Origin of the sequence: Paenibacillus pinisoli (assembly GCF_003605435.1) — a bacterium.
GTDB lineage: Bacteria > Bacillota > Bacilli > Paenibacillales > Paenibacillaceae > Pristimantibacillus > Pristimantibacillus pinisoli.
In genome coordinates this window covers 930,348-955,963 of record NZ_QXQB01000001.1, presented here as the reverse complement: position 1 = coordinate 955,963, position 25,616 = coordinate 930,348, and the positions used below count along the sequence as shown (strand labels likewise).

Annotated in this window: 24 protein-coding genes; 15 read left to right on the top strand and 9 right to left on the bottom strand. The window is 51.6% G+C overall.

Features of this window, described 5'->3' with window-relative positions:
- Positions 1-10: 10 nt before the first annotated feature.
- The 3 genes from D3P09_RS04580 to sigK all read left to right on the top strand — a co-directional run bounded on the left by D3P09_RS04580 (position 11) and on the right by sigK (position 2,922).
- A complete protein-coding gene (locus D3P09_RS04580) occupies positions 11-787 on the top strand; it encodes a glucosamine-6-phosphate deaminase (protein ID WP_120107584.1) in 777 nt (258 codons plus the stop codon).
- Positions 784-1,953 carry an N-acetylglucosamine-6-phosphate deacetylase gene (locus D3P09_RS04575; protein WP_243643900.1) on the top strand — a complete coding sequence of 390 codons (1,170 nt, stop codon included), beginning with the start codon at positions 784-786 and terminating at the stop codon, positions 1,951-1,953. Before D3P09_RS04580 ends, D3P09_RS04575 begins: the two co-directional genes overlap by 4 nt.
- A gap of 270 nt (positions 1,954-2,223) precedes the next feature.
- The gene (sigK, locus tag D3P09_RS04570) at positions 2,224-2,922 is read left to right on the top strand and encodes an RNA polymerase sporulation sigma factor SigK (RefSeq protein WP_120107582.1); all 699 of its coding nucleotides are present in this window, start codon (positions 2,224-2,226) and stop codon (positions 2,920-2,922) included.
- Between the two features lie 153 nt (positions 2,923-3,075).
- Here the strand turns inward: sigK and D3P09_RS04565 are convergent, their stop codons facing one another.
- The 3 genes from D3P09_RS04565 to D3P09_RS04555 all read right to left on the bottom strand — a co-directional run bounded on the left by D3P09_RS04565 (position 3,076) and on the right by D3P09_RS04555 (position 6,739).
- Positions 3,076-4,260 (bottom strand): patatin-like phospholipase family protein, encoded by a 1,185-nt coding sequence (locus D3P09_RS04565; RefSeq protein ID WP_120107580.1) that lies wholly within the window; start codon positions 4,258-4,260, stop codon positions 3,076-3,078.
- Between the two features lie 325 nt (positions 4,261-4,585).
- Positions 4,586-5,500, bottom strand: a complete 915-nt coding sequence (locus D3P09_RS04560; RefSeq protein WP_120107578.1) for an EamA family transporter — start codon at positions 5,498-5,500, stop codon at positions 4,586-4,588.
- Between the two features lie 228 nt (positions 5,501-5,728).
- A complete protein-coding gene (locus D3P09_RS04555; RefSeq protein ID WP_120107576.1) occupies positions 5,729-6,739 on the bottom strand; it encodes a LacI family DNA-binding transcriptional regulator in 1,011 nt (336 codons plus the stop codon).
- Positions 6,740-6,987: 248 nt separating this feature from the next.
- On the opposite strand from D3P09_RS04555, the gene D3P09_RS04550 reads away from it, so the two are divergent.
- The 8 genes from D3P09_RS04550 to D3P09_RS04515 all read left to right on the top strand — a co-directional run bounded on the left by D3P09_RS04550 (position 6,988) and on the right by D3P09_RS04515 (position 15,130).
- Positions 6,988-9,081 (top strand): amylo-alpha-1,6-glucosidase, encoded by a 2,094-nt coding sequence (locus D3P09_RS04550; RefSeq protein WP_120107574.1) that lies wholly within the window; start codon positions 6,988-6,990, stop codon positions 9,079-9,081.
- A gap of 59 nt (positions 9,082-9,140) precedes the next feature.
- Complete coding sequence (locus D3P09_RS04545) at positions 9,141-10,457, top strand: ABC transporter substrate-binding protein (RefSeq protein WP_120107572.1); 1,317 nt, start codon at positions 9,141-9,143, stop codon at positions 10,455-10,457.
- 69 nt (positions 10,458-10,526) lie between these two features.
- Positions 10,527-11,426 (top strand): carbohydrate ABC transporter permease, encoded by a 900-nt coding sequence (locus D3P09_RS04540; protein WP_120107570.1) that lies wholly within the window; start codon positions 10,527-10,529, stop codon positions 11,424-11,426.
- 14 nt (positions 11,427-11,440) lie between these two features.
- Positions 11,441-12,271 carry a carbohydrate ABC transporter permease gene (locus tag D3P09_RS04535; RefSeq protein WP_120107568.1) on the top strand — a complete coding sequence of 277 codons (831 nt, stop codon included), beginning with the start codon at positions 11,441-11,443 and terminating at the stop codon, positions 12,269-12,271.
- 182 nt (positions 12,272-12,453) lie between these two features.
- A complete protein-coding gene (locus D3P09_RS04530; RefSeq protein WP_165867309.1) occupies positions 12,454-12,846 on the top strand; it encodes a rhodanese-like domain-containing protein in 393 nt (130 codons plus the stop codon).
- Between the two features lie 168 nt (positions 12,847-13,014).
- Complete coding sequence (locus tag D3P09_RS04525; protein ID WP_120107564.1) at positions 13,015-13,896, top strand: hypothetical protein; 882 nt, start codon at positions 13,015-13,017, stop codon at positions 13,894-13,896.
- A 189-nt stretch (positions 13,897-14,085) separates the two neighbouring features.
- Entirely contained in the window at positions 14,086-14,454 is a 369-nt protein-coding gene (locus D3P09_RS04520; protein ID WP_120107562.1) for a CidA/LrgA family protein, read from the top strand.
- Entirely contained in the window at positions 14,426-15,130 is a 705-nt protein-coding gene (locus D3P09_RS04515; RefSeq protein WP_120107560.1) for an LrgB family protein, read from the top strand. The genes D3P09_RS04520 and D3P09_RS04515 overlap by 29 nt, the downstream gene beginning before the upstream one ends.
- 107 nt (positions 15,131-15,237) lie before the next feature.
- On the opposite strand, the gene D3P09_RS04510 is transcribed toward D3P09_RS04515, so the two are convergent.
- Both D3P09_RS04510 and D3P09_RS04505 read right to left on the bottom strand, forming a co-directional pair.
- Entirely contained in the window at positions 15,238-15,471 is a 234-nt protein-coding gene (locus D3P09_RS04510) for a hypothetical protein (RefSeq protein WP_120107558.1), read from the bottom strand.
- Positions 15,458-16,687 (bottom strand): ABC transporter substrate-binding protein, encoded by a 1,230-nt coding sequence (locus D3P09_RS04505; RefSeq protein WP_120107556.1) that lies wholly within the window; start codon positions 16,685-16,687, stop codon positions 15,458-15,460. The genes D3P09_RS04510 and D3P09_RS04505 overlap by 14 nt, the downstream gene beginning before the upstream one ends.
- A gap of 177 nt (positions 16,688-16,864) precedes the next feature.
- On the opposite strand from D3P09_RS04505, the gene D3P09_RS27560 reads away from it, so the two are divergent.
- Positions 16,865-17,170, top strand: a complete 306-nt coding sequence (locus D3P09_RS27560) for a WGxxGxxG family protein (RefSeq protein WP_243643899.1) — start codon at positions 16,865-16,867, stop codon at positions 17,168-17,170.
- Positions 17,171-17,235: 65 nt separating this feature from the next.
- Here D3P09_RS27560 and D3P09_RS04495 read toward each other — a convergent pair whose 3' ends face one another.
- From D3P09_RS04495 to D3P09_RS04480, 4 genes are all read right to left on the bottom strand, one after another.
- The gene (locus D3P09_RS04495) at positions 17,236-19,605 is read right to left on the bottom strand and encodes an ABC transporter permease (protein ID WP_165867308.1); all 2,370 of its coding nucleotides are present in this window, start codon (positions 19,603-19,605) and stop codon (positions 17,236-17,238) included.
- Between the two features lie 4 nt (positions 19,606-19,609).
- A complete protein-coding gene (locus D3P09_RS04490; RefSeq protein ID WP_243643898.1) occupies positions 19,610-20,365 on the bottom strand; it encodes an ABC transporter ATP-binding protein in 756 nt (251 codons plus the stop codon).
- Between the two features lie 80 nt (positions 20,366-20,445).
- Complete coding sequence (locus D3P09_RS04485; RefSeq protein WP_165867307.1) at positions 20,446-21,876, bottom strand: HAMP domain-containing sensor histidine kinase; 1,431 nt, start codon at positions 21,874-21,876, stop codon at positions 20,446-20,448.
- A 14-nt stretch (positions 21,877-21,890) separates the two neighbouring features.
- Entirely contained in the window at positions 21,891-22,601 is a 711-nt protein-coding gene (locus D3P09_RS04480) for a response regulator transcription factor (RefSeq protein WP_120107550.1), read from the bottom strand.
- Positions 22,602-23,472: 871 nt separating this feature from the next.
- On the opposite strand from D3P09_RS04480, the gene D3P09_RS04475 reads away from it, so the two are divergent.
- The 3 genes from D3P09_RS04475 to D3P09_RS04465 are packed head-to-tail and all read left to right on the top strand — an operon-like array spanning position 23,473 to position 25,616.
- Positions 23,473-24,435: an ABC transporter ATP-binding protein gene (locus D3P09_RS04475; protein WP_120107548.1), complete on the top strand. Its 963-nt coding sequence runs from the start codon at positions 23,473-23,475 to the stop codon at positions 24,433-24,435.
- Positions 24,428-25,189 carry an ABC transporter permease gene (locus D3P09_RS04470; RefSeq protein WP_120107546.1) on the top strand — a complete coding sequence of 254 codons (762 nt, stop codon included), beginning with the start codon at positions 24,428-24,430 and terminating at the stop codon, positions 25,187-25,189. Before D3P09_RS04475 ends, D3P09_RS04470 begins: the two co-directional genes overlap by 8 nt.
- A 40-nt stretch (positions 25,190-25,229) precedes the next feature.
- Positions 25,230-25,616: a GntR family transcriptional regulator gene (locus D3P09_RS04465; RefSeq protein ID WP_120107544.1), complete on the top strand. Its 387-nt coding sequence runs from the start codon at positions 25,230-25,232 to the stop codon at positions 25,614-25,616.

Here is a 25,616-nt window from a genome sequence, read left to right as displayed (position 1 = left end):
GGGAATGCACATGAAGACGAAACCGCTGGAGATCAAACAAGTGGATCAGTTGGAGATTCAGGTATACCGTACGCGGCAAGAGATGGGCGAAACCGCAGCGGAACAGGTCATAGAGCGGATGAAGCTGTTGATTTCGCAGCAGGGTCAGGTGCGCATGATTTTTGCATCCGCGCCGTCTCAGAATGAATTCGTCGATCGGCTTGCGCAGGCAGATGGCATAGACTGGTCGAAGGTGACCGCCTTTCATATGGATGAATATATAGGTCTGTCTGCCGACTCCGCGCAAAAATTCAGTACGTATATCTGCGAGCGCTTATTCAATCGGGTTCAGCCCGGCCGCATTCATCTCATTGACAGTACCGGCTCGGCCGAGGAGGAATGCCGCCGATATGCCCAGCTGCTTCAGGAACAGCCGATTGATATCGTCTGCCTGGGAATCGGAGAGAACGGGCATCTTGCCTTCAACGATCCGCCGGTGGCTGATTTTCATGATCCGCTCTGGGTGAAGCCGGTAGAGCTGGATGCGGTTTGCCGGCAGCAGCAGGTGAATGACGGATGTTTTCCTCAGTTCGACGATGTGCCGACCCATGCGCTGACTTTGACTATTCCGACGCTTTTGTCGGGCAAGCATTTATATTGCATCGTGCCGGGAGCGACCAAGCGCGAGGCGGTGAATAAGACACTATCCGGGCCGATTACGACGGAATGTCCGGCTTCGATCCTGCGAACCCATTCGAACTGCACGTTGTTTGTCGACACTGATTCTTACAGGGTTGACCAATTATGACCAACGTTGCTGCAGGAATCATGCCCGGCAGGCTGGAGGCGATTCATTATGAATCGGGCGAGCTTGTGCAGGTTGAGCTAAGCGGCGGCAAGATCGAACGAATGACCCGCTTGGACGAGGAGCGGGACAATCAGCCATGGATTGCTCCAGGGCTTCTCGATTTGCAAATCAACGGGTATCAGGGCATGGATTTTAATACGCTTCCGATTGCATCCGGGATGCCGCAGCAATTTACCCGCGCCCTGTGGGCGGAGGGGGTAACCTCCTACTTGCCTACGGTCATCACCAACAGCTCCGAGGCGATCGCCGAAGCGGTCGTGGCAATTGCCGCCGCCTGCGCTGCGGATGCATACACGGATTATGCAGTTGCCGGCATTCATCTTGAAGGGCCGTTTATTTCGCCGGAGGACGGACCACGAGGCGCGCATGGCAAGGCGTTCGTGCGGCCGCCGGATTGGGAGCTGTTCCAGCGATGGCAAGAAGCGGCCCAAGGCAAGATTAAAATCATAACGCTGTCGCCGGAATGGCCGGGTTCTGCTAAATTTATCGAGAAGGTTACGGCAAGCGGCGTCATCGTCTCCATAGGCCATACTAGCGCAACCGCTGAGCAAATTCGGGAGGCGGCGTCTGCAGGAGCGAGCATGTCGACCCATCTGGGCAACGGCGCGCATTTGATGCTGCCGCGGCACCCGAATTATATATGGGAGCAGCTTGCGCAGGATCAGCTATGGGCATGTATGATTGCTGATGGCTTTCACCTTCCCGAATCCGTGTTAAAGGTTATTATGAAGGTGAAAGGGGAGCGGGCAATGCTCGTGAGCGATGCAGTTCAATTGGCAGGCATGCCGCCCGGCGAATATGCACCGCATATCGGCGGCAAGGTCGTGCTGACGCCTGAGGGGCGGCTGCATCTTGCGGATCAGCTGAACTTGCTTGCCGGCTCCGCCCAAATGCTGCTTCGGGGCGTGGAACAGATGACGCGTTTGAAGCTATGCACCTTTGCAGAGGCGTGGAATATGGCGTCCATTCGTCCCCGGGCTTTCCTCAATGGTAATGGAAAAGAATTAGCGTTCGGCGCAGGGACGGCTGCGGATTTCGTCTTGCTTGACCGCGATGGTGACTCGCTTCGGATTCGCGAAACCTATGTTCAGGGTGTAAGGGTGTAAAGTATCAGGGGCTGTTCCATTCGTCATCTATGATGATTTTATGGGATAGCCCCTTGCTGTGTTGTCTTCGTCTGCTTCTTCTTCCTTAGCAATACGCTTGATCAGCAAATCAGGAAGCCTGGCATTTGCATGGCCTCCCGCAACTTTACCCGATCATTAAGCCGTACATGCACACATAGGCCTTAGCCCACATACAATGTACAACTGACGGATCTTCGCGCTAGGGCTTAAGAATAAGCCTGAGCAATTCAGCTTGGGGGTGTACGGAGCATGGGATTTTTTACGGCTATCGCTTTATTTATCAAACAGCTTTCATTGCTCGTGTCGTATGTGAAGAACAATGCTTTTCCTCAGCCTCTGAAGGAGGAAGAAGAGACAAAGCATTTGGCGTTGATGGCAGAAGGCAATGCGCATTCGCGTAATTTGCTCATAGAGCATAACTTAAGGCTGGTCGCTCACATCGTCAAAAAATTCGACAACACCGGCGAGGACTTAGAGGATCTGATTTCGATCGGGACGATTGGATTGATTAAAGCGATCGAAAGCTTTCAGACGGGCAAAGGCACGAAGCTCGCCACCTTCGCTGCCCGTTGTATCGAAAATGAGATACTTATGCATCTTCGCAGCTTGAAGAAGACGCGCAAGGACGTATCCTTGCATGATCCGATTGGCACGGACAAGGAAGGCAATGAGATTACGTTGATAGACATCCTCGGTACAGAGTCCGATGACGTCGCGGATAAAGTGCAGCTCAAGATCGAGAAGAGCAAGATTTACAAGAACCTGGACATATTGGATGACCGCGAGAAGGAAGTTGTGATTGGCCGCTTCGGGCTGGTGCACGGGGGAGATGAACGGACGCAGCGGGAAATCGCGAAGGAATTGGGCATCTCGCGGAGTTATGTGAGTCGGATTGAGAAGCGGGCGCTTATGAAGCTTTATCATGAGTTTTATAAGGCGAAGAGATGAAAAATGAAAAATGGTTTGATAAGCCGGCCAATGCCGGCTTTTTTGCTTTACAAGGCCATGATCATCTATTCAATCAGCGTGAATGCATGAATCAAATGACTTCTTCTAAACTTAAATGTCGGCGCAGAGGTATACCATGAAATGCTAAGCTGATCAAAGCCGAATTGATTCTAATATGCGTTGAGCCGCCATGCAGAGCTCCAATTGTCGGAATCCAAGTCCTTGTACGTTCTTCAGAGGACCGTTTATTATGGAGCGCACCCAATCGGGAAAGCGGTAGACGGCGTATTTATCAATGCCCTTGGCTGAAGCTAGCACCTCCGCCAGACGGACGATAAAAGTGATGGAAGAGGTGTCAGCGGGGAGCCGCATGCTGCCTGACAGCCTTGGTACTATAACCCTGCTCCACAGCTCCCGGGCAGGAATACCGCTCGCGCCGAGCATTCTGCCGAGCGCAAGCAGCTTGGCATCGGGGAGTGAAGCCAGCATCTCGTCGCAAGCCTCTTCGGTTAATCCGTCTATATCAATGCAGTAAGTGCGGCCTTGCAAGCCCCTCAGTTGTCTGAGCGCGTCGTAATATCCCATGCTCATGCTGCGGCGGATCGCTTCGGGATTAAAGCTCATCATACCGCCGAGCGGTTCAGAGGGCGAGATCGTCGTAATGGTGAGGCCAGGATAAAGGATTTTGCGCATGACACCGAGCCCGAACGTTCGAACGGCGACGATTCTCGTATATCCTTTTCGAGCGAGCATGTTGATCGGGCAATTGTCGTACAGCCCGCCGTCGATAAAAGCCTTATCGTCGATGTACGTCGTCTGAAAACCGGGAAAAGCAGCGCTGGCCATGAGATAGTCCAATACGCGCCCCTGCGGGATTTCTTCCTTGTAAAGCTCAAGTGGCGCCCGATCGCTCAAGGAGACCGTCACCAGGCCGAAGTCCACGGCGGCAGCCCGCAGCCGACTTTCATCGATGAGGAATTCAATCAACTTGCGCATTTTTCGCGTGTCCATGCCCCTGTCTGCGATTAGCCTCCTGGTGCGCGCAGCCAAGTGGCGCAAGGCGGCCGTATCGAGCTTTCGCCGCATGAGCAAGCGGTATTCTTCGTCGCTTATGTCGAAGATCGACCGGGCGTCCAGCCGCTCCCAGAATTGATATCCGGTCTCAAAATCCCCTTGTGCGATGACGGCCCCGTTCAGGGCGCCGATCGAGGTGCCGGCTATGGCGTCGAAGGTTTGGCCCGCTTCATGGTAGGCTTTCACGACCCCCATATGGTAAGCGCCTTTGGCGCCGCCCCCTTCAAGCGCCAGCGCCAGCTTGCCTGTATTCGTTGAAGTCACGACTTCGAAACCTCCTATATTACTTGTTTGAACAATTATATGCTTTAATGTAGAGCCGCCTATATTCGGCAAAGGGAAGTTATGTATATTATATCGTGCAGTCTATAAGGGGTACATACTTAATGCTAAACAGCATGTTATTTATGGAGACACTTTTAGTCGAAGTCGCGATGACTCGACCAAGTGATGGTCTGTGAAAGAACCATCGGTAACACCAGAAAACAAGCAGTATAGCCGACACATAATTCGCCAACAAAAAAAGCCGTTCCGCATTGAACTGCACCCATCATCAAGGTGCAGCTCAAGCTGAACGGCTGTTTTTGTATTAACCGCTGGCAGATTCCTGAACGGCTGCAGCAGATTTATTGCTCGATTTTTTAAACCGCAGGTTGCTGCTGGCAATTCCTATTAGAATAATGATGACGCCAATCCATTGAGGCAGGGCAATGACTTCTCCCAGCACGACGGAAGACATGATAATGACAACCGGCAATTCGGATGCAGTCAGGATGGTGCCGAGTCCGGAGCCGACATGCGGCATACCAATCGTGAACAAAAGGGGCGGAAGCACGACCCCGAATATACCGAGCGCCAACCCATAAGGAGCCACTCCAATGAGCACATCCAGATCAAATAAGAACGTAGGAGGGAATGCGCAAAACACGACGATTACACCGCCTGTGGTTAACAGTGCGCTTTTTAGAATTGGAGGGGTTGCCCTCTCAACTTTGCTGCTCAAAAAGATGAACGTAGTGAAGCTGAATGCAGCAAGCAATCCCCAGATGCATCCTGCCAAGGACAACGTCATTTCTTTTTGGAAAACAACATTAGCTGCCAGTACGGAGCCGATCAGAAGCAGCCCAATGGACAGCAGCTTGCCAGTTGTCGGCTTTTTCTTATGAAACACCCATTCGAACAGAGCGCCGATCCAAACAAATTGGAACAGAAAAATAATTGCCAGTGAAGCGTCTAAGGTTTGGAGAGCTTGGTAATAAAATACGCCCGTCAATCCGAATGGAATGCCCGACAGAAGCAGCTTGGTGATTTGGATGCCAGTCAGCTTCGTCTTTTTGGTAAATAAAACAACCAGCCACCCAAGTACAGCTCCGAATAAGTATTGGCCCCCTGTTACCGCCGACACGGAGAATCCTGCAGCATAAGCCAATTTAACAAAGGTAGACAAGATCCCGTAGCTGCAGCCTCCTAAAAAAACGATCAATGCATATTGCCAAAGCTTCATGGTAATCCCCCTTTTTGAATGCAAAAAGCCACACAAAAGGCCAATAAGCCTTTGTGTGGCGAAAATAGAGAATGCTCTCCAGAAAGTCCACATATACCCCAAGCAGGTTTTAGTATTCCGTTCTGGTATCCAGTATAAAAACACATGTGGATTGTTGTCAATCCTTAAAAGGGAAAAATCGGCCCAGCTAACCGAAAATCTATTATGCCGTTGACTTCTCGTTTCTATCTACACCACCCGAACACTATCCCTCTGAATCAGCTCGGTTGGCAGCATGACGTGATGCGTTGCTTCTTTATTTTCAAGCATATCAATCAGTACTTGAGCGGAATGATAGCCAAGCTCGTACTTATGTTGGTGCACTGTCGTGAGCGCCGGCGAGTAGTAGGAGGCCAGGTCGATGTTATCGAAGCCAATCACGGATACATCTCCGGGCACGCTCTTGCCCATCTCCTTGATGCCTTGGATCGCGCCGATCGCCATCAGATCGCTTGCGCAGAAGATGGCTGTAACCTCAGGATTGCTGGTCAGAATCCGGCTTGCCGCTTCTTTGCCGCCTTGTTCGGAGAATCGTCCGTTCACGACAAGCGATTCGTCGAAGGGAATGCCTTGCTCCGCAAGAGCTTGCTTATAGCCCTCCAGACGGAGTATGCTGACATCGGCCTGGGCATGGCCGTTGATCATGGCGATATGGCGGTGGCCGGAATCGAGCAGATGCTTGACCGCCGCGACGGAGCCGCTTGTGTTGTCGGAGGTCACATAGCCGACATTAGGACCTTCAAGCTGAATGTCAATCAGGACGCATGGAATATTCGAGGTGACGATTTCCTTCAGGTATGGATCATCGAGCCGCATGCCCATAATAATAACCCCGTCTACGCCGCGCTCCTGGCATAAGGTTTTGTAAGACTTCGTCGTCTGCTTCTGGGGAGTCGTGCTGAAGAGCACAAGATCGTAATCCAATTCCCCTGAGCGGTCGTTGATGCCGCATAAAACCTCAAAGGCAATATTGTCCTTGGAGCTGTCACGCGTTACGTTGGATAATAGGAGTCCGAGCGTATTTGTTTTTTTCGAAATTAAATATCTGGCCGCCATGTTAGGGCTGTATCCCATCTGGTCGGCAATCGTCTTAATCTTCTGGCGCGTGCGTTCATTGACATCATCATAGCCGTTCAAGGCGCGGGATACCGTCGTAACGGATACACCGGCTGCCTTGGCAATATCTTTGATCGTTAACATAGAATACCTCCGAGAAATGAAAAAACGAGTCCGTGCAAGGCGAAAAGCAGCTAAAAAAATTTTTCTTGTAAATGCTTTCACGTTGATCTATAATTCGATTATATCTTATCCGAAACGTTTTGGGAAGTTGCGGCAGGGCTTAAATAAAGGCCTTACCCCTTTTTTTTACTCCTTATCCGAAACGTTTCGGAAAACGTTAGAAACCATGGATTACAGCAAGACAATAGTGCAGGAAATGAGGGGACAGCTTGAATTACCGCGTCATCAAAGAAAACGATTTATTCCTCATGACGGACAAGGACGGGGATATTCCGGCAGGAGACGCTTCGGGTCTGGGGCTTTATACGAAGGATACCCGGTTCATCAGCAGGATGGAGACTCGCATCAATGGACAGAAGCCGATATTATTATCGTCCGCTGCTGATGAGAACTATATTTCGACCATTCGCTTGACCAACCCGCATATGGAAGAGAATGGCGAGTTGAAGCTTTGGAGAGAATCTATAGAAGTTGAGCGCACGAGGTTCATCTATGACGGTGCATTGTACGAGACATTCAAGCTAACCAGCTACTATCCCAAATCAATCTCATTTGATTTCTCGGTTCTGCTCGATGCGGACTTTGCCGACATGTTTGTTGTCCGGGGCTTTCAATATGAGAAGCTCGGGGGCAAGACGGATGAGGAGAGCGGCTCTGGCTTAAGAGTAATCAAATATGTAGGCGCGGATGGCGTTCATCGGGAAACAAAAATTAAATGGAATAGGCCGGAGAGCCGGATCGGCGAGAGCGGCGAGCTTTATTTTGATGTAAGCCTTAACCATAAGGAAAATGTTGAAATCGCTTTCTTTGTAGCGCCTGTCGTAGACGGTGTGGAGCCGACGGAGCATGAGCGGGAAGAAGCGATGAAGAAGCTCAGAGCGTCCTATGAGACTTGGAATGCCGCTTCGACTGCAATCCGGAGCGATGTGCCGCTGTTCGACAAGCTTTATCACCGCGGCGTACAGGATCTGCGCGTACTGCTTACCGATCTCGGTTACGGGAGCTTCCCCGTGGCGGGACTTCCATGGTTCTCCGTTCCTTTCGGCCGCGACAGCTTGATCGCTGCGCTGCAGATGCTGCCGTTGAATCCGGTGATCGCGAAGGGAACGCTGCTCACGCTTGCTTCCTACCAAGGGCAGAAGGAAGATGGATGGCGCGATGAGCAGCCCGGGAAAATTATGCATGAGATTCGCTACGGTGAGCTTGCGGGCACCAATCAAGTGCCGTTCACGCCTTATTATGGAACGATTGATGCGACGCCGCTATTCCTGCTGCTTGCCGCCGAATATTATCACTGGACCGGCGACGGCGACTTCATAATCGCGCTTAAGCCGCATCTGGACGAAGCGCTGGCATGGATTAAGAAATACGGCGACTACGACGAGGATGGCTTCGTGGAGTATTATCAGAAATCGTCCAAAGGAATTGCGAACCAGGGCTGGAAGGACTCTGCCGACTCCGTTGTTCACCGGAATGGCGATTATGCCGAGGCGCCGATCGCGCTTGTGGAAGTTCAGGGCTATGTGTATCAGGCGCTTACGCGGCTTGCTCCGATCTATAGAAGCCTGGGACTGGATAAGCAGGCTGGCGAAATGGAGCGGGATGCGGCTGAACTCCGCGAGCGGTTCGAGCGCGACTTCTGGATGGAGGATGAACAGTATTATGCGATCGCACTGGATAAGGACAAGAAGCGGGTCGAATCCGTAACTTCTAATGCGGGACATATTCTGATGTCGGGCATCGCTTCCCCGGACCGGGCCAAGGCTGTTGCAGAACGGCTTGTTGCTCCCGATCTGTTCGGCGGATATGGCATTCGGACGATGAGCACGGAATCGGCAGGCTACAATCCGATGAGCTATCACGATGGCAGCGTATGGCCGCATGACAATTCCCTCTGCCTGCTCGGATTAAGCTGCTCGGGCTACACGGAGGAAGCAGCCATGGTGATGCAAGGCCTGCTGGCTGCCGCGGAGAAATTCGAATATTACAGGCTGCCGGAGCTGTTCTGCGGTTATGATGACTCGCTGGGCTTCCCGGTGCCTTATCCTGTCGCTTGCTCGCCGCAGGCATGGGCTGCGGGCACGCCGCTGACATTCGTTCAAGCGCTGCTTGGCATTCAGCCAGACAGTCTCAACCGCCGAATTACGATGAAGCCATCGCTTCTTAAGGACATGAATGAGCTGATCGTGGAACAGCTTCAGATCGGCAGCGGCACACTCAGCCTGCATGTGAAGCGAGTCGCCGGCAGCATCGATGTTGAGGTCTTGTCTAACGGGACTGGGTATGAGCTTGTGATCCAATAGGTTTTACGCATTATTTTTATATACAAATTTCTTACTTAATTAGGGAGGTTGTATTGGGGATGAAGAAGAAGTCGGGTCTGGTTGTATTGTCGTTGATGCTGGTGGCTGTGCTGATGTTGTCAGCTTGCGGTAAGAGCGGAGGGAACGGCAACTCGGGTACGGGTGCCACGAATAACGGTGCAGGAGAGCCAACAAAAGAGCCTTCAGCCGAGCAGGTTACTGTAACTTTGGCAGGATGGGGCGCAAGCCCGGAAGAGCAGGATTTGCTGAATCAGACGCTCAAGGAATTTGAAGCCAAATATCCAAACATTAAAGTCAATTATGAAGTGATCGCCGATCAATATATGGATGTCATCAAGACAAGGCTTATCGGAGGCGAAGGTCCGGACGTATTCTACCTGGACGCATTCGAGGCTCCTGGGCTTATCGAGCACAATGTGCTTGAGCCGCTTGATCAATATGTAACCCCTGAATTTGATGTGACTGACTTCGAGAAGCCCATGCTTGACGCGTTCAAACAGGAAGGCGTGACCTACGGCTTCCCAAAAGATTTCTCGACGCTTGCGATGTTCTATAACAAGAAGGACTTTGAGGAAGCGGGCATCGCTGCTCCGCCGACCACTTGGGAAGAGCTTCAAGCCGCTGCGATCAAGCTGACCAAAAAAGAAGGCGGCAAAACCGTTCGTTTCGGCTTCGGCGTTGCGCCAGAGCTTGCTCGTCAAATGTTCATGATCCAGGCTTTCGGCGGCAGAGTAGCCGACGAGAACGGCAACGCGGCATATGCGTCTCCTGAAGCAGTGAAAGGTCTTCAGCTTGTAACAGATATGCACAATGTTGACAAAGCATCCGGCGAGCCGAAAGAGGTTGGCGCAGGCTGGGGCGGCGAGATGTTCGGCCAAGGAAAAGCTTCTATCGTATTCGAAGGAAACTGGGCTATTCCGTTCCTGGAGTCCAACTACAAGGATCTGGACTACGGCACTGCAGAGCTTCCTACCGTTAATGGCAAGCAAGGCACAATGGCATTCACAGTAGCTTATGTCATGAACAAACAGTCGAAGCAGAAGGAAGCAGCTTGGCAGCTAATTTCTTACCTGACCGGCAAAGAAGGCATGAAGACTTGGACCAGCAAAGGCTTTGCGCTTCCAACACGCAAGTCCGTATCCCAAGAGCTGGGCTATGACAAAGATGAGCTCCGCGGCGCAATCGTAGCGGGCGCAGCTTATGCGACGCCATGGCAAGCAGGCGCTACTCTGCCGACGATTATGAACAACTTCAACAACCAGTTCGTTGACGCCTTCATGGGCAATTCCAAGCTGGAGGATGCGATGAAGAAAGCTCAAGACGTGGCGAATAAGGAAATCGCCGCAGCGAAGTAAGGTGGATGGGAGGAGGGAGTTGATCTCCCTCCTTGACTGTTTGAACTAGAAGTAAAGGAGAAGATCAATATGGCCCAGGCCTCTCCATGGAAAAGAAAGCTTAAAAACAACATCACCGGCTATTTGTTTCTGCTTCCTACGATATTAGTGCTTGGCACTTTTCTGTTTTTGCCTGTATTTTATTCGCTTTATCTCTCCGGCCATAAGGTTAATTTGCTTGGAGAGGTTAGCTACAAATGGATTGGCGCAGACAACTTTGTCCGCATGTCCGGCGATGAGCGGGCGTGGATCGCGCTGAAGAATACAGCTTCCTTTGCGCTGTTCGTAGTGCCGCTGCAGACGGCGTTTGCGATTATGCTGGCAGTAATTCTGAATGCAAAGCTCCGGTTCAAAAATTTCTTCCGGATCGTATTTTTTATGCCGACCGTTACTTCTTCCGCTGTATTGTCGCTTATTTTCATGTGGATTTACAATTCGAACGGGCTTCTGAACAAGTTTTTGGAGCTCATTGGCCTGCAAGGCTACAATTGGCTTGGAGATCCCGCAGTCGCGATGAAAGCGATTATGCTCATGAATATATGGTCTACGGCTCCGTTCTTTATGGTGGTGTTCCTGGCTGCGCTGCAGGACATTCCGGATGCGCTGTATGAGTCTGCAATGCTTGACGGTGCTGGCGCTTGGAGAAGGTTCTTCTCCATTACGCTGCCGCTGCTTAAGCCAGCGACCTTCTTTACGGTCGTCATGGGCATCATCGGTACCTTCCAGCTGTTCGACCAGTCTTACATTTTCTCGGCAGGCTCCGGCGGCCCGAACAACTCGACGTTAACGGTAGCGCTGCTTATTTATCAGTATGCATTCAAAAATCTGGACTTTGGCTACGCATCTGCGCTTGCCGTTGCATTGGCGGCGGTCATTATGATCGTAACGCTGATTCAGCGCAAGCTGTTTGCCGAAGAGAAGCTCAACTAGGGGAGGCGATTAGAGTGGTATTCCAACAATCCAAGTGGGGAAAGGCGATTCTTTATATTTTGTTGTTCTCATACGGCTGCGTGACGCTCGCTCCTTTCCTGTGGGCACTGTCCTCGTCGTTCAAACCGCTGAGCGAGATCGTATCCGGGGGAATCAACTTTATTCCAAAAGACTTTACGCTTCAGAACTACTATGACATCTTTGTAAAAGAGCCGCTTTTCCTCAGGTGGATGTATAACAGCGCATTAATCGCGGTTGTGGCAACGGTATGCAATACCTTGTTCAACTCCATGGCGGGTTATGCGCTGGCGCGTATTGATTTTGCAGGGAACAAAATCATGTTTATTCTTATTCTGGCGGTTCAGATGATTCCGGGCCAGCTTACGATCGTGCCTGCGTACCTCATTATGAAGCAGCTCGATCTGCTTAACACGTATGCCGCATTGACGCTTCCGATGATGGCGAATGCGACGTTTATCTTCATGATGCGCCAGTTTTTCGTCGGCTTCCCGAAAGAGCTGGAGGAGGCTGCGTCTATGGATGGCCTGAGCCGGTTCGGGACGTTCTTCCGCATTGCGCTGCCGCTGGCGGTGCCCGCGCTTGCTGCGCAGACAATCTTCGTCTTCATGGGCGCATGGAACGAGTTTTTGAAGCCTCTTATGTTCATGTCCGACAAGACGATGTTTACGCTAACGCTCGGGCTTAATACGTTCAAAGGTCAATATATCAGCCATTGGAATTACATTATGGCCGCCTCGATGGTCTTCACCATCCCGGCGCTGCTGATCTATGCCTTCTTCAATCGCTTCTTTATTAAAGGAATCACCTTTACAGGAGGCAAGTAATCGGAATTGAGCCCTATTTGAGGGCTCTTTTTCATATACAGATCTTCAGGAAAAAAAGGATAGAATGAGGTGTGCGTTGGAGCAATATGAGCTTGGGTGAAGACGCCTTGACTCTTGAGGCGAGGTCGTTTATAGTTGTTTTATACCCTTGGGGGTATTAAATGTATGACGGAGGATATTGCATGGATAGCGCAACTATTATTAATTTGCTCATCGTAGTGGGGATTGGCTTGTTTTTGTGGAACCGATTCGGGACTGCGAGGGGATTGAGTAATATGAGTCCGATCCGGTTCGAGCAAGAACTGACTAATCATGCCGATGCGCTGCTCATTGATGTGCGGGAGCCGCATGAATATCAAGCCGGACATATTCCGAATGCGCTCAATATTCCGGTGTCCCAGCTTCAGGACAAGCTTGCGGAAGTTCCGAAGGATCATAAAGTGCTCTTGTATTGCCAGAGCGGCCTGAGAAGCAGGAAAGCGGCTAGAATTCTGAGCAAGATGGGCTATCGCAATATGGGCCACCTGTCCAGCGGAATTATGGCATGGGGCGGACCTTTGGAGACGAAGAGATAAGACCGGATCTATCGCAAATAATTAACGCAAGACGAAGCCTTCCGACTGAGGAAGGCTTTATTCATATATAAAGGATGAGTTAAACTATTCAGAATACAGGAATTGGAACTCGCTAGATGCCCTCAATCTGCGCTCTTTGTCCGAAGGGTATAGAAGAGGTGAGCAGGAATGAAGAAACATTGTATGTTTTGCAACGAACTAATTGATATGAAGCAAGATGAAGAATTTGATCGTTATTCAGGATGCATGTGCGCTCCTAATACGTATTATCATTTGAGCAAAGAGGCTTATTCCCATATCCAGGCATTCTCCTACGCCAAAAAGCGGCAGGTGCTGCCGCTCATATCGGCTTATATTCGTGAACGGGCTGAGGGCGGGGAGCGGCTGCTGCTGACGCCGAGCAAGCTTGAGGAGATGCTGGTCGACCCTGATATTCCCATGACGACGGAGGAAAAGGAGAAGAGGCTGCTCCAATACCTGTATCGGCGGACGGACACGGCTATGGAGCCTGTAAATCTGCATCCGTTGTCCAAAAGCTACAATTTGACGTATTCCACGAATTTGCAGGAGTTTGTCTATATTCTGGAGAAGCTGCGGGAGATGGAGCTGCTTGTTCGGGAGGGGTCTATCCTTAAGCTGACCGACTTGGGCTGGAGCGAAGCGGCGGCCTTCTCCGGAGGCGGCAAGCGCAAGCTGTTCAGCGTCATGGTTGGAAATGAAGAGATTGGCCTTGAGTGGTCCGCTCAATTGCTGCCGGGCCTTGAGCAATGCGGATACGATACTCGTCTGCTGTTGCCGTCCATGCTGCGCAAGCAAGATTCCGAGCTGCTTGAAGCGCTGACTGACAGCCACTATATTTTAGCAGATTTGACGGGAGCGGGACCGGAGGTGTATTTTGCTGCAGGGTACGCCGCCAAGGCGGACATTCCGCTGACGTGGACCGTCAGGTCGGACCAGATGGATAGCTTGCTGTCGCAGAGCGAATGGATTCGCCCGATTCCGTGGGAGGATACGGAAGAGCTGGTTCAGCGGTTTCAATTGAGGCGTTAGCAACACAGGGCTATCTAAAAGTAGATAACGCAATCATAGCTTCAGGTTCGCCGCTGTGCGAGCTTGGAGTTTTTTGCGTTTGCGACAACAAGTCGACTCGCTGGCATATAGAAGTAAAGCTTAGGGGTGTTGGCAAGGACGCATCCTTGCTACAATGAATAGATCAGCGGGACGAGAAGGGGAGTATGCATGAGGGGATTCGCTATCTTTATCGCATTTCATTTGATAGGTCTGGCATTGGAGAAGGGGCTGTCCATTCCGCTGCCTGCGAACGTAATCGGGCTCGGGCTGCTTGCTGCCGCTTTGTTTTTGGGATGGATCAAGCTGGAGTGGGTGGAGGCTAGCTCCAAGATTGCGATCCGGCATATGGGGCTGCTGTTTGCGCCGGCGATAGTGGGCACGATGGTCTTGGCGAAGCAAATCCAGTCGGAATGGCTGGCGATCGGCTCCAGCATTGTCATTGGCACGCTGGTGACGATGCTGGCTGCAGGACTTGCCATTAAGCTATGGCCGGACAGGAGGAAACAGCATGACGCTGCTGAATCCCATTCTGCATAGCCCGGTGTTTGGCATCGCGCTTACGGTCGGCTTATACTGGGGGATGGTCAAGCTGAAGGCAAGATACCGCCGGGTGCATCCGCTTATATGTACAGCTGCCGTTATTATCGCAATCCTTGTGCTGGGCGATATCCCCTATGAGGATTACCGCATCGGCGGAGAATGGCTGAGCTGGGCGCTCGGGCCTGCGACTGTAGCGCTAGCCGTGCCGCTATACAAGCATGCGTCGCTCATCCGAAGCAAGCTTGCTCCGGTTATGACGGGGATTACACTCGGCGCGATCGTATCGGCAGGCATGACGGCATGCATTTTCTATTTGACTGGTGCCTCCATGGAGCTGATGTATTCTGCAGTAGCGAAGTCCTCTTCGGCACCATTTTCGATGGAGATCGCGAGGCGGCTTGGCGGCATTCCGGAGCTGGCAGCTGCCATTTCTGTCCTAACGGGGCTGTTCGGAAGCTTGGCTGGTCCGGCTTTTCTTCGCCTGTGCGGCGTAAGATCGGATATCGCCATCGGAGCTGCTATCGGCACATCCTCCCATGGCATCGGAACGGCTCGCCTGATGGAGACATCGGAGCTCCAGGGAAGCGTAAGCGGCTTTGCGATGGCGGCTGCAGGCATGATTTCCACTTTGCTGATGCTGCCCGTCTATTGGTGGCTTCTGTCTAGCAGCTGAACATATACAAGAGGCCGTCTTCCTTAGCCAGTTTGGCTTGCAGGTGGACGGCCTTTATTTTTATTTGTTGCTTCTCTTAGCGCCAGATCCATATTTTCCGCCTGAGCCTAATCGAGTACACTAATGAGCTCGAAGGTCACATGCGGGAATTTTTCCTCCAAATAACCTTTATATTTGGCAAAATGGCCTTCGGACGAAATAGCTGCTTTAAGCGTGACCGGTTCTCTCTTCTTGGCCTTCGGCCCGGCTGTGAAGCCAGAAGCTAGAGCGGCAATTAAAACAAGCAGCGTCAGTGTAATAGATAATCTACTGGTCTTACGGCTGTTCTTATAGCTCCGCATTGATTTGTTCCGCAGCTCGTAGAATATTTGACCAGAAGTTAGCGATGCTGATGCTTCCGGAGGTCATGCCGTTATATTCGTTATCAATGATTTTGCTGATCTCGCCGATGGAATCCCAGTATCGATCGTAGTGCTGGTTAACCCAGGTTCCTTGGCTGTTAAGCAGGTGCTCGATAGAGATTTCGCCGGTATTGTTGTATTCCGGGAATAGGAGGAAGGTTTGCGGAAGTTTAGCAGCCAGCTCCGGCGCTGCATCCTTGCTCATCAAATATTCGATCACCTGGTAAGCTTCGTTCACATGCTCGCTGCGGCTGTCGATAGCGAATGGATCGAACAATAGATAGGGTGTTGTCAGGCCAATGTTCGGCACATAAGGCATAGGAGCGATCAGCCATTTGTCCGCGAACTGTGCATCCCCGGTATGCTGGAAAACGTCGTTCAGCAAAGTAATTTGGAGCGCGACGGTATCGCCGTTATCCTGACTCATATTCGATTGCCGGATGACTCCGTTTAAGTTGTCTTCGGCGATTTGGGTTGCAACCGTCTCCCATTCCGGCTGATCCAGAATAAGGCGGCCATTCTCGTCCGTCATGGACAGGCCGTTCACTCTGCCCGCCCAGTCCAGAATGGTGAACCAATTGTAATATTTCAACTCGTAGCCGTATCTGCGAAGCGAAGCATCGTAGGCCCCAGAGGCAATTGTCCGGAATTCATCCCATGTCCAGGCCTGGCCGGGCTCTGTTACATTTTTATCCTGCAGCATACTGCGGTTAATAAAAACGACTGGCATGCTGAAGGTTGGCGATAGCTGCGTAATCTTGCCGGCATCTGCGAATACCTGATTATAAAGCTTCTGCTGAATATCGCTGAGCTGGTCTTGTTCTTTGATCATCATGGGCGAGAGGTCGATTAATTCGATCTCGTCCGTATAGATCATTGGATCATAGCTGTAATAGAGATCCGGCTTCTCTTCCAGAATTTGGGCTACGATTTGCTCATCGGTGGCATCCGCCTTGCTCGGAACAATTGTATTCAGCTTGATGTTCGGAAAGCGCGCTTCGACTAACTGAACAAGCTCATTATAGCTGTACCCGCTGGCATATCTCGTAAAAATCTTCAATTCTACTGTTTCTTCTCTCTTGAATGAAATTTGCGAGCATCCGGCCATAAGGATGGAGACCAGAAGTATAAGCGCAATAAAACGAAATGGTTTCAAAGCAAGTTCCCTCCCCTTTGAAAATATTGATTTTCTTCCTGATGTAGAAATTTATGTATAACTATATAGTAGAGTTGGATAATGCTGGAGTCAACTTCCAGGCGTGATGTTAGATTGTATAGAGGGTGGGAATAGTGGAAAGCTAAGGGTCAATCCGTATGAAAGAGGAGGTTGCCCGTGAAAAGGCTGAAGCGCTATACGATCTGCATTTCGCTTATGCTTGCAATTGCATCGCCTGTCTATGCGGCAAGTCCGGAGCCTGATACTGGCGGCACGTCCAGAGAGGTAAGGCAGATGCAATTGCAATCGGAGCGGGCGCATGCGCTGCGGACCCCCGGTTATAAGCAGCCATTGAATTTAGGCTCCTATCAAGTGAATTCTGTTCCGGCTGCTGCGAATAAAGGTCCCAATTGGAACTGGCTAGGGTTGCTGGGGCTGCTTGGATTGACAGGGCTTAGACGCAGAAGCCGCGAAGAATCATAGATGCCGGATTTAAGAAAAGGAACCATCCCGCTGCGTGCGAAGCGGGATGGTTCCTTCTTTTGTATCTAGTCTATGATTAGGCTGCGAGGCGAAGTGGAGGCGATTAGCGATGATGACAGCCAAGACCCTAGCGCCGCGGGTATGACGCTGATGGCAGCGGCTGCAGCAATGCCTCCCCAGTCCAGCACGATTGGCAGATACTGAATGCCATACCCATGCAGAAGCGACTCAATGGAGCCGGGAAGGACGTAGATGCCGACCAGAACCCCGGCAATCGCGCCTCCTAGAGCCAGACAGGCAATCCCGCTTAGTATGGACAAGCGGATTCGTGCAGAGGTTAAGCCAATCGTTTTGTAGATGCCGTAGGTTTTGCTTTCTTTGCGAACTCCGATTTTGCATGTGCTGTAGATAATAATAGCCGATACCGCAATGAACAGAAGGGCGATGAAGCCCATTGGCAGAATCAGGAGGCTAGTTGCTTCCTTGAATACGGAATCCAGCAGCTGCTTCTGAGTAACAATCGTCATCGAATTATGGAATCGCTCATCGTACTCAGCGGCGATGCTGTCTGCTTGTTCTAGGTCATTAACATTGATAAATGCATTATCCGGGTTGAAGCTGGAGGCGCCTTTGCCGTCCTGAAGGGCTTCCGCCGATATTCGCGCCGAATAGGACATATTGGCGATCGCCTGATAAATGCCGGATACGACAAAGGTTCGCTTCACGCCTTGAATGTAGACCTCCGCATGCTCTCCGATACCTACATTCAGCTGTCGTGCGACATTGACGCCAAGTGCGATTTCGTTGCGCAGCTGCGGATTACGGCCTTGAATTGTCGTAAGCCCAGTATCCTCAAAGCTGCCCTCCAGCGCGCTAATGTTGATATTGAGCGGGGGATCTGACACGACTACACCGTTCACTGTAGAGAGCCAGGCGTAGGAGCGAATTCGGCTGTCCTGTTCCAGAGCATCGACAATCGCGTCCCGGGAAAAGGAAGCGGGATTGATCGCAATGGCTGCGATATGTGATGAATCATATCCCCACTCGCCGGCCCGTTGATCAATGGAAGCAATACTATTGACAAGCGTGTAGCCAAAGGAAAGCGCTGCGGCTGTGACACATGTGATGATGAAGATGAGCCAAGAGCCCTTTTGGTGGTTCTTTATATTTTTCCACGCAAGCACGATAGCGGGTGAGAAGCGGTCCAGCCGTATCCAGCCGGCCGGTCTCTTGCTGATGCGGGCGTTGTCTTCCTCCGACATGCCGTAGCGGATCGCTTGCGCTGGCATGATGCGGCGGGACTTGTTCGCCACGGCGTACGTGCAGCCGCTGACGAGCAACAGCACAAGCAGTCCGATGGACAGCATGGCGGCCCCCTGGAAGGTCACAGCATCTTCCTGGCCTGTTCTTAGATTGGACAAGGTCCCGTCCATAATAAAGCCGGATATAAGACCGCTAAGCGCAAGGCCCGGAATGACTGCAATAACCGCAAGTAGAGCATATTGCATCAGGAATACAGCCAGTGTACCGTTCGATGTCATTCCTATTGACTTGATTATGCCGATAGAGCGGTACTGGGTAAGGATAGCGTCTGATACGGTGAAGCCAATCGTGATCAGAGCAATAGTGAGCATCGTTGCGCCAAGTGCGATCATCAAGTAGCCGATCAGCTTGTTCAAGATAAGATAGAAGGAAGACATCTCTTCATAAGTAAGCTTGGTTTCGACATATGGGCTATTCAGCGAAGATTCGAATTGCTCCCACAGCAACGAGCGGTCTGCCGAGGCTTCATAGCGCAATCCCAGCATATAGCTGTCACTAGCTCCAGTGGAGAGATAACCCTTGTAGTCCTCTGGATTCATCCAGATTCGGGATGATGTGGAGAAGGGCGCTCCGTATGGCAGATCGATAACGATCGCGCTGACTGCAAGCTCGAATGTACGGCTGCCGTGCTCGAATTCCAGCCGGTCGCCAATCTCGATGCCTTGCTTGTTCGCCAGGGAGGAGGACAGCCAGATTCCGCCGGGCGGCGGCTGGATATTCGGAGTGCCATCTACGACGAGCGGGCGGTCCACCATCATAGGCTCGCTGGGCGTGTCCATTAGATAGACGAAGACATTGGAGATCACGCTGCCGTCTTTGGACACCTTGCTGATGGTTCGATAGGGCAAGAGCGGAGTAGCAGCGACATCATCCTGCTCTGACCACCACTTACGGACAGCATCAGGAGAATGGATGCCTTGATCGAGCAGCAGCAGCTCATGAGAGCCGTTCGTTTTATCATGCATGTCCAGGAAGACATTATCTGTATTCGCCAGCAGGATCATCGAGGTCGACATAAGCAGGGTGGAGAGCGCAATAAGCAGCACAGTCAGGATGTTTTGCAGTTTTTTCCGTTTCAGCTGAGCAAGGCAAAGCGTGTAGATGGCTGTCATCGGACTACTCCCCCGATACATACGAGAAAATCAGCTTTTCCCGGTTAGCCGTATCTGCAGGCTCATATTTGCCGAATTCCAGCAGTCCGCCTACTTTTCCGTCGCGAATATAGATGAATCGGTCGGCACGGCACGCTGCTTTGATATCATGGGTAACCATGACAATTGATTGTCCCTTGCGGTTAAGCTCCGTCAGCATATCGAGCACCGCAACGCCTTGCGCATAATTCAGGCTGCCGGTCGGTTCATCGGCGAACAGGAGCTCGGGCTCATTGATGAGCGCGCGCGCAATAGCGGCTCGCTGCTGCTGGCCGCCGGATGTATGCGAAGGCAGCCGGTACTGCTGCTCTTCGATGCCCATCGCCTTTAGCAAGGACGACGCCCGGTTTTTGACGGCGGACTTGGATTTCCCTGCCACGTAGCCGGGCAGCGCGACATTATCCATGAACGTCAGATCCGGCACGAGATTGATGCTTTGGTAGATATAGCCGATATGCTGGGCTCTGAACTGGGCCAGCTCTTTTTCGCCAAATTGATCGATGCGCTGTCCCTTAAAGGTCACTTCTCCAGCCGTCACCCGGTCGAGTCCGCTGAGCAGATAGAGCAGGGTAGACTTGCCCGAGCCGGAATTGCCCATGATGACAGTGAAATCTCCCTCGTAGATGTCCAGGTCCAAATTGCGAATAGCATGGTAGCTTTCCTTGCCGGTCATATACGTCTTGCATAGATTGGATGCTTGGATAATGGCTTGCTTGGTCAACGATTAACCCTCCCAGTTGGTAATGAAGTCAGTATAGAGAGCAAACGTGAATATCCCCTTATCAAATTATGAATAAATTATTACAACACGGGCAGGGTGAATGTGAATCGCGTGCCTTCTCCTCTGACGCTGCGGAAAGAAATCGTGCCGTTATGCGCCTCGACAATGTATTTGCATATGGATAGTCCAAGGCCGGAGCCATCGGTGGGTTGAGCCGATGCGGCTTCGTTTGAGCGGCCCTGATAATAACGTTCGAAGATGAACGGCATATCCTCCGGTGAGATGCCTGTCCCTGTATCTGCTATCGTAATGGCCAGATCATCCGCAATTCGTTCCATCTCGAATGAAATGGCGTCTCCGGCCTTTGTATGCTTCAGCGCATTCATGACCAAGTTGCCGATTACCTGCTCCAGCCGCTGCGCATCTGCATGGATCAGCACATTCGGGAAGGCTGCGGGCTCATGGAAGGCTACCCCGGTGGATCTGGCGTAATGGGCGATCGGCCTTACGATATCCTCTAGCATGGCCCGGCTGTATTGTTCTTGCAAATGTACAGAGATTTGCCCCAGCTCCTGAAGCGCATGCAGGAGCAAATCCTCCGTCAGGCGGGACATCTTATCCGTAGTTGTCTTCATCACATCGATATACGCCATGACAGATTCCATATCCGGACATACACCTTCGCGAATCGCCTCAATATAAGCTTTGACCGTCGTCAGCGGCGTTTTCAGGTCATGCGAGATGTTCGTAATGAGTTCTTTGCGCGACTTGTCCTGCTCCATTCTTCTGGTGTCCAGATGCTGGATCTCCGCCCGCATTTGATCAAACACGGCATAAAGCTCCCCGATTTCATCCTGTTTGAGGTGCTCTGCCTTTTGCTTGTAGTTGCCTTTCAGAATGAATTCGGAATGCTCCTGCAGCTTGAGCAGCGGTCTCATGACGCGGCTGCGGAACATCCAGGACATCAGCAGGAGCAGGCTTGCCATCACAATCGCAAGAGCGACGGGCAGCATATATGGCTTGTCCTTAAGAATGGAGGAAACAGGCAGGGAAGGGGATAATGAGCTTCGGCTCATCGTGAAGACAGCATTGCCGACTTGGACATCCGTACGTTCATCCACTACAGGATACGATGCGGTGTAAAGCTCCGACGCTTCATCGCCGGTTATGCGGTCGTAAGGCAACAGCATACGCGGATTATATGCGGAGCCTTGTTCTCCAGAGGAGTCGTACAAGACGCTCCCGTTAAGCGCCACGGCAAGGATATCGGCTTCAATCGATCGGCTTAGCCTGCCAAGCTCATCTTGATGGCCTTTGGATTCGATCTCCAGCATATACCGCTCCAGATAGAGCAGCGGTTCATTGACTTTCATCTTTGCGGCCTGAACGAGTGCGGCATGTTCTTGCTGGGCGGCGGACTGGCCGCTTTGAAGCCAATAGATTGCGCTCCCTGTTAGTGCCGTGAGGCATAGGAGAGATGCAGCCAGCCATTTAGTCATCCATTGTTTCATTTTGTGCGGCACCTCTATTCTGATGCGAAATCCTCGCTGAACTTGTAGCCCACGCCCCATACCGTCCTTAGCAGCTTGGGCGAAGACGGGTCTCTCTCGAGCTTTTCTCTTAATCTGCGTATGTACACCGTTACCGTATTTTCATCCCCATAGGCGCCATAACCCCACACAGCATCCAGCAGCTGGCTTTTGGAAAATACCTGATTGCGATGCTTCACTAGATGGTACAGCAGCTCGAATTCTTTGGCAGAAAGGGATACTTCCTGCTCATGAAGCGTGACGCGGTAAGACTTGCGGTCAATGGCAAGCGGCCCGGCTTGCAGGATATTGCCGCTTGGCTGCTGCTGCGCGATGCTGTCGTATCTGCGAAAATGCGCCTGAATGCGCGCGACCAGCTCGCTTAGCGAGAAGGGCTTGGTCATATAGTCGTCGGCACCGAAGCCGAGTCCCAGTACTTTGTCCGTATCGCTGCCGCGCGCGCTTAAGATGAGGATGGGCACCTGGCTGTTCTCGCGGATGCGGCGGCAGAGCTCAATCCCGTCAATATCAGGCAGCATAATGTCGAGAATGACGTAGTCATAAGCATTAGCGGCAAGCATGCGCATCCCGTCCACGCCATTGCCCGCCGTATCGGCGGCAAAGCCTTGCTTGACCAGATAATCTTTTAGCACACGGGATATATCATGCTCGTCTTCAATAATAAGGATGGATTTGTTCATATTGATGGGTCACAACCCCCAGATTTTTCATGTAATTTCTAATCGAGTATATATCGATGTCAACTGATCGACAAGCCAAATGGTCCCATTATCGGGCTAGCTGGGCAGAATTGCAGGGATAGTGGCGTGAGGTGAGCTTAGAGGCGTGAAGTGTGTGAAACAGCCGACATAGCAACGTGAGGCGAGCTTAGAGGCATGAAATAGGCGGGAAGGCCGATATAGCGACGTGAGGCGAGCTTAGAGGCGCGAAATGAGCGGGAAGGGCGGAATAGTGACGTGAGGCGAGCTTAGAGGAGTGAAATGAGCGGAATAGTCGAAATAGCGACGCGAGGCGAGCTTAGAGGCGCGAAATGAGCGGAATAGCCGAAATAGCGACGCGAGGCGAGCTTAGAGACGCGAAATGAGCGGAATAGCCGAAATAGCGACGTGAGGCGAGCTTAGAGGCGTGAAGTGTGTGAAACAGCCGACATAGCAACGTGAGGCGAGCTTAGAGGAGTGAAATGAGCGGAATAGTGGAAATAGCAACGCGAGGCGAGCTTAGAGGAGCGAAATGAGCGGAATAGCCGAAATAGCGACGTGAGGCGAGCTTAGAGGTGCGAAATGCGCGGAAATACCGAAATAGCGACGTGAGGCGAGCTTAGAGACGGGAAATGAGCGGAATAGCTGAAATAGCGACGTGAGGCGAGCTTAGAGGTGCAAAATGTGTGGAGATGGCGAAATAGCGACGCGAGGCGAGCTTAGAGGCGCGAAATGAGCGGAATAGTCGAAATAGCGTTGTGAAAAACCCCCCTTTACAATCCTAATGTCTTAGTGTACTATTCAGATATAACACTAATACGCTAATACAAAGAGAAGCATAATAGGAGTGGAGAAACAGATGAAAACGTCGAAAAACGGGCAAGGTGAACACAATACCGTTCTTCAGTTGAACGGGGTGACGAAGAGGATCGGCAGCAAGACATTGGTTAGCGGCTTGTCGTTCCAGATTGCTAAAGGAGAGATTGTCGGGCTTCTTGGTCCGAACGGCGCAGGCAAAACAACAACAATCCGTATGATTGTAGGGCTGATCGGCATGACCGAGGGCGATGTGCATATCGGAGGCCACAGCGTTCGCACCGATTTTGAGCGCGCCATCCGGCATGTCGGCGGCATTATCGAGAATCCGGAGTTTTATCCGTATATGACCGGCATGGACAATTTGAAGCAGTATGCAAGAATGGCGGAAGGTGTGACAGAAGCCCGCATTCATGAAGTTACGAAGCTAGTAGGCTTGCAGAATGCATTGAACAAAAAGGTGAAAGCCTACTCGCTTGGCATGAGACAACGGCTCGGTATCGCGCAGGCGCTTCTGCATCGACCGTCCGTGCTGATACTCGATGAGCCGACGAACGGTCTTGATCCGGCGGGTATCCGCGAGATGCGCGAATATATGAAGAGTATTGCCGAGACGGAAGGCATCGCCATTCTGGTATCCAGCCACTTGCTGTCCGAGATGGAGCTGATGTGCAGCAGAGTGGTAGTCATTCAGGAGGGCAAGCTCGTTACCGTCAGGTCGATCGGCGCAGAGCAAGAGGAGGACAGCAATCTGATCAGCCTCTCGCTGCAGGTATCGAATTCGGAGCAGGCGAGAAGCATCCTGAAGGGCCTTAAGATTGACAGCTTGCAAGCGATTGAAGAGGCGGGTCCGGACCGGCTCGCACTGTCCATCCGCCACGAAGATATTCCGGAAGTTGTCGCAGCACTGGCAGGCGGCGGCGTTGGGCTGTACCGCATTGAGGAACGGAAGTCGACGCTTGAAGATGAATTCATGAAATGGACGGAGGGGAACCGCATTGCGTAATTTTGGAGCTTTGTTGACTAACGAATGGATTAAGTTATATAAGAAGAAATCGTTTTTTGTGTATTTCGGCATTATGGCTCTCTTTATTGGAGTATGCGGTTATTTCATTTACCGATACCCGATGGAGGGGATGGACAGTGCGCTTGACTTTGTAGCTTTGTTCGGTTCGATGATGGGCGCTGGACAAATCTTGCCGCTCATTGCTATCATTGCAATTGCCAACGTTGTGCCGTCCGAGTTCCGGATGGGTACAATCAAGCTGCTGCTCATCCGTGCGCAGAGCCGTACGAAGATATTGGGATCCAAGTATGCGGTAACCCTGTTGTTTTCGCTAGTGCTAATCGCGGCTACATTGGCGATGGCCTTTATGGCCGGGTTTATTGTATTCGGCTTTGGCGGAGGTGACGCCAAGACCTGGTCCCTCATTGGCGAGAACGCGCTATACCTGGTCGTCTACACTTTTGCATTCGTTACCCTGACATTCATGATCGGTGTATTGACCAAGTCCAGCGGAGCGACGGTCGGCATCTCCATGTTCTGCGTGATGGCAGGCGGAATATTGACGATGCTGCTGAACCGCTACTCCTTTATCAAATATACGCTGTTCCCTAATGTGGATCTGTCCGTCTATCAGAACGGCGGAACAATGCCGCATGATATGACGCTGACGTTCTCGTCAACCATCATTGCTGTCTATGTGGCGGTATTCTTGGTTGCAAGTTTCTTCATCTTCAGAAAACGCGATGTGTCCTAGTCCTATGAGTCAGGGCATCGTAAAAGGAGCATGGCCCATTGTGACTATCGAGTTCGATAATAATGCCCCCATCTACATTCAGATCATGAATTATATCAAGAAGCAGATCGTCATCGGCAAGATGGGTCCCGGCGACAAAATTGAATCCGTGCGGGACCTGGCTGCCGAGCTGCAGATCAATCCCAACACGATTCAGCGCACCTTCCAGGAGCTTGAGCGCGAAGGCATCGTAGAGACAAAGCGCGGCCTCGGCCGCTACGTAACGGATGAGGAGTCGACAATCATGCAAATGAAAAAAGAAATGGCGTCAGAGCTGCTTGGCCGTTTCGTTAGCGGAATGAAGGAACTGGGCTTCGCTGAGGGCGATATCGTAGCGCTTGTCGAGGGCGCCGTTCAGACGGATAAGAATGACAAGGAGGAAGCGTAG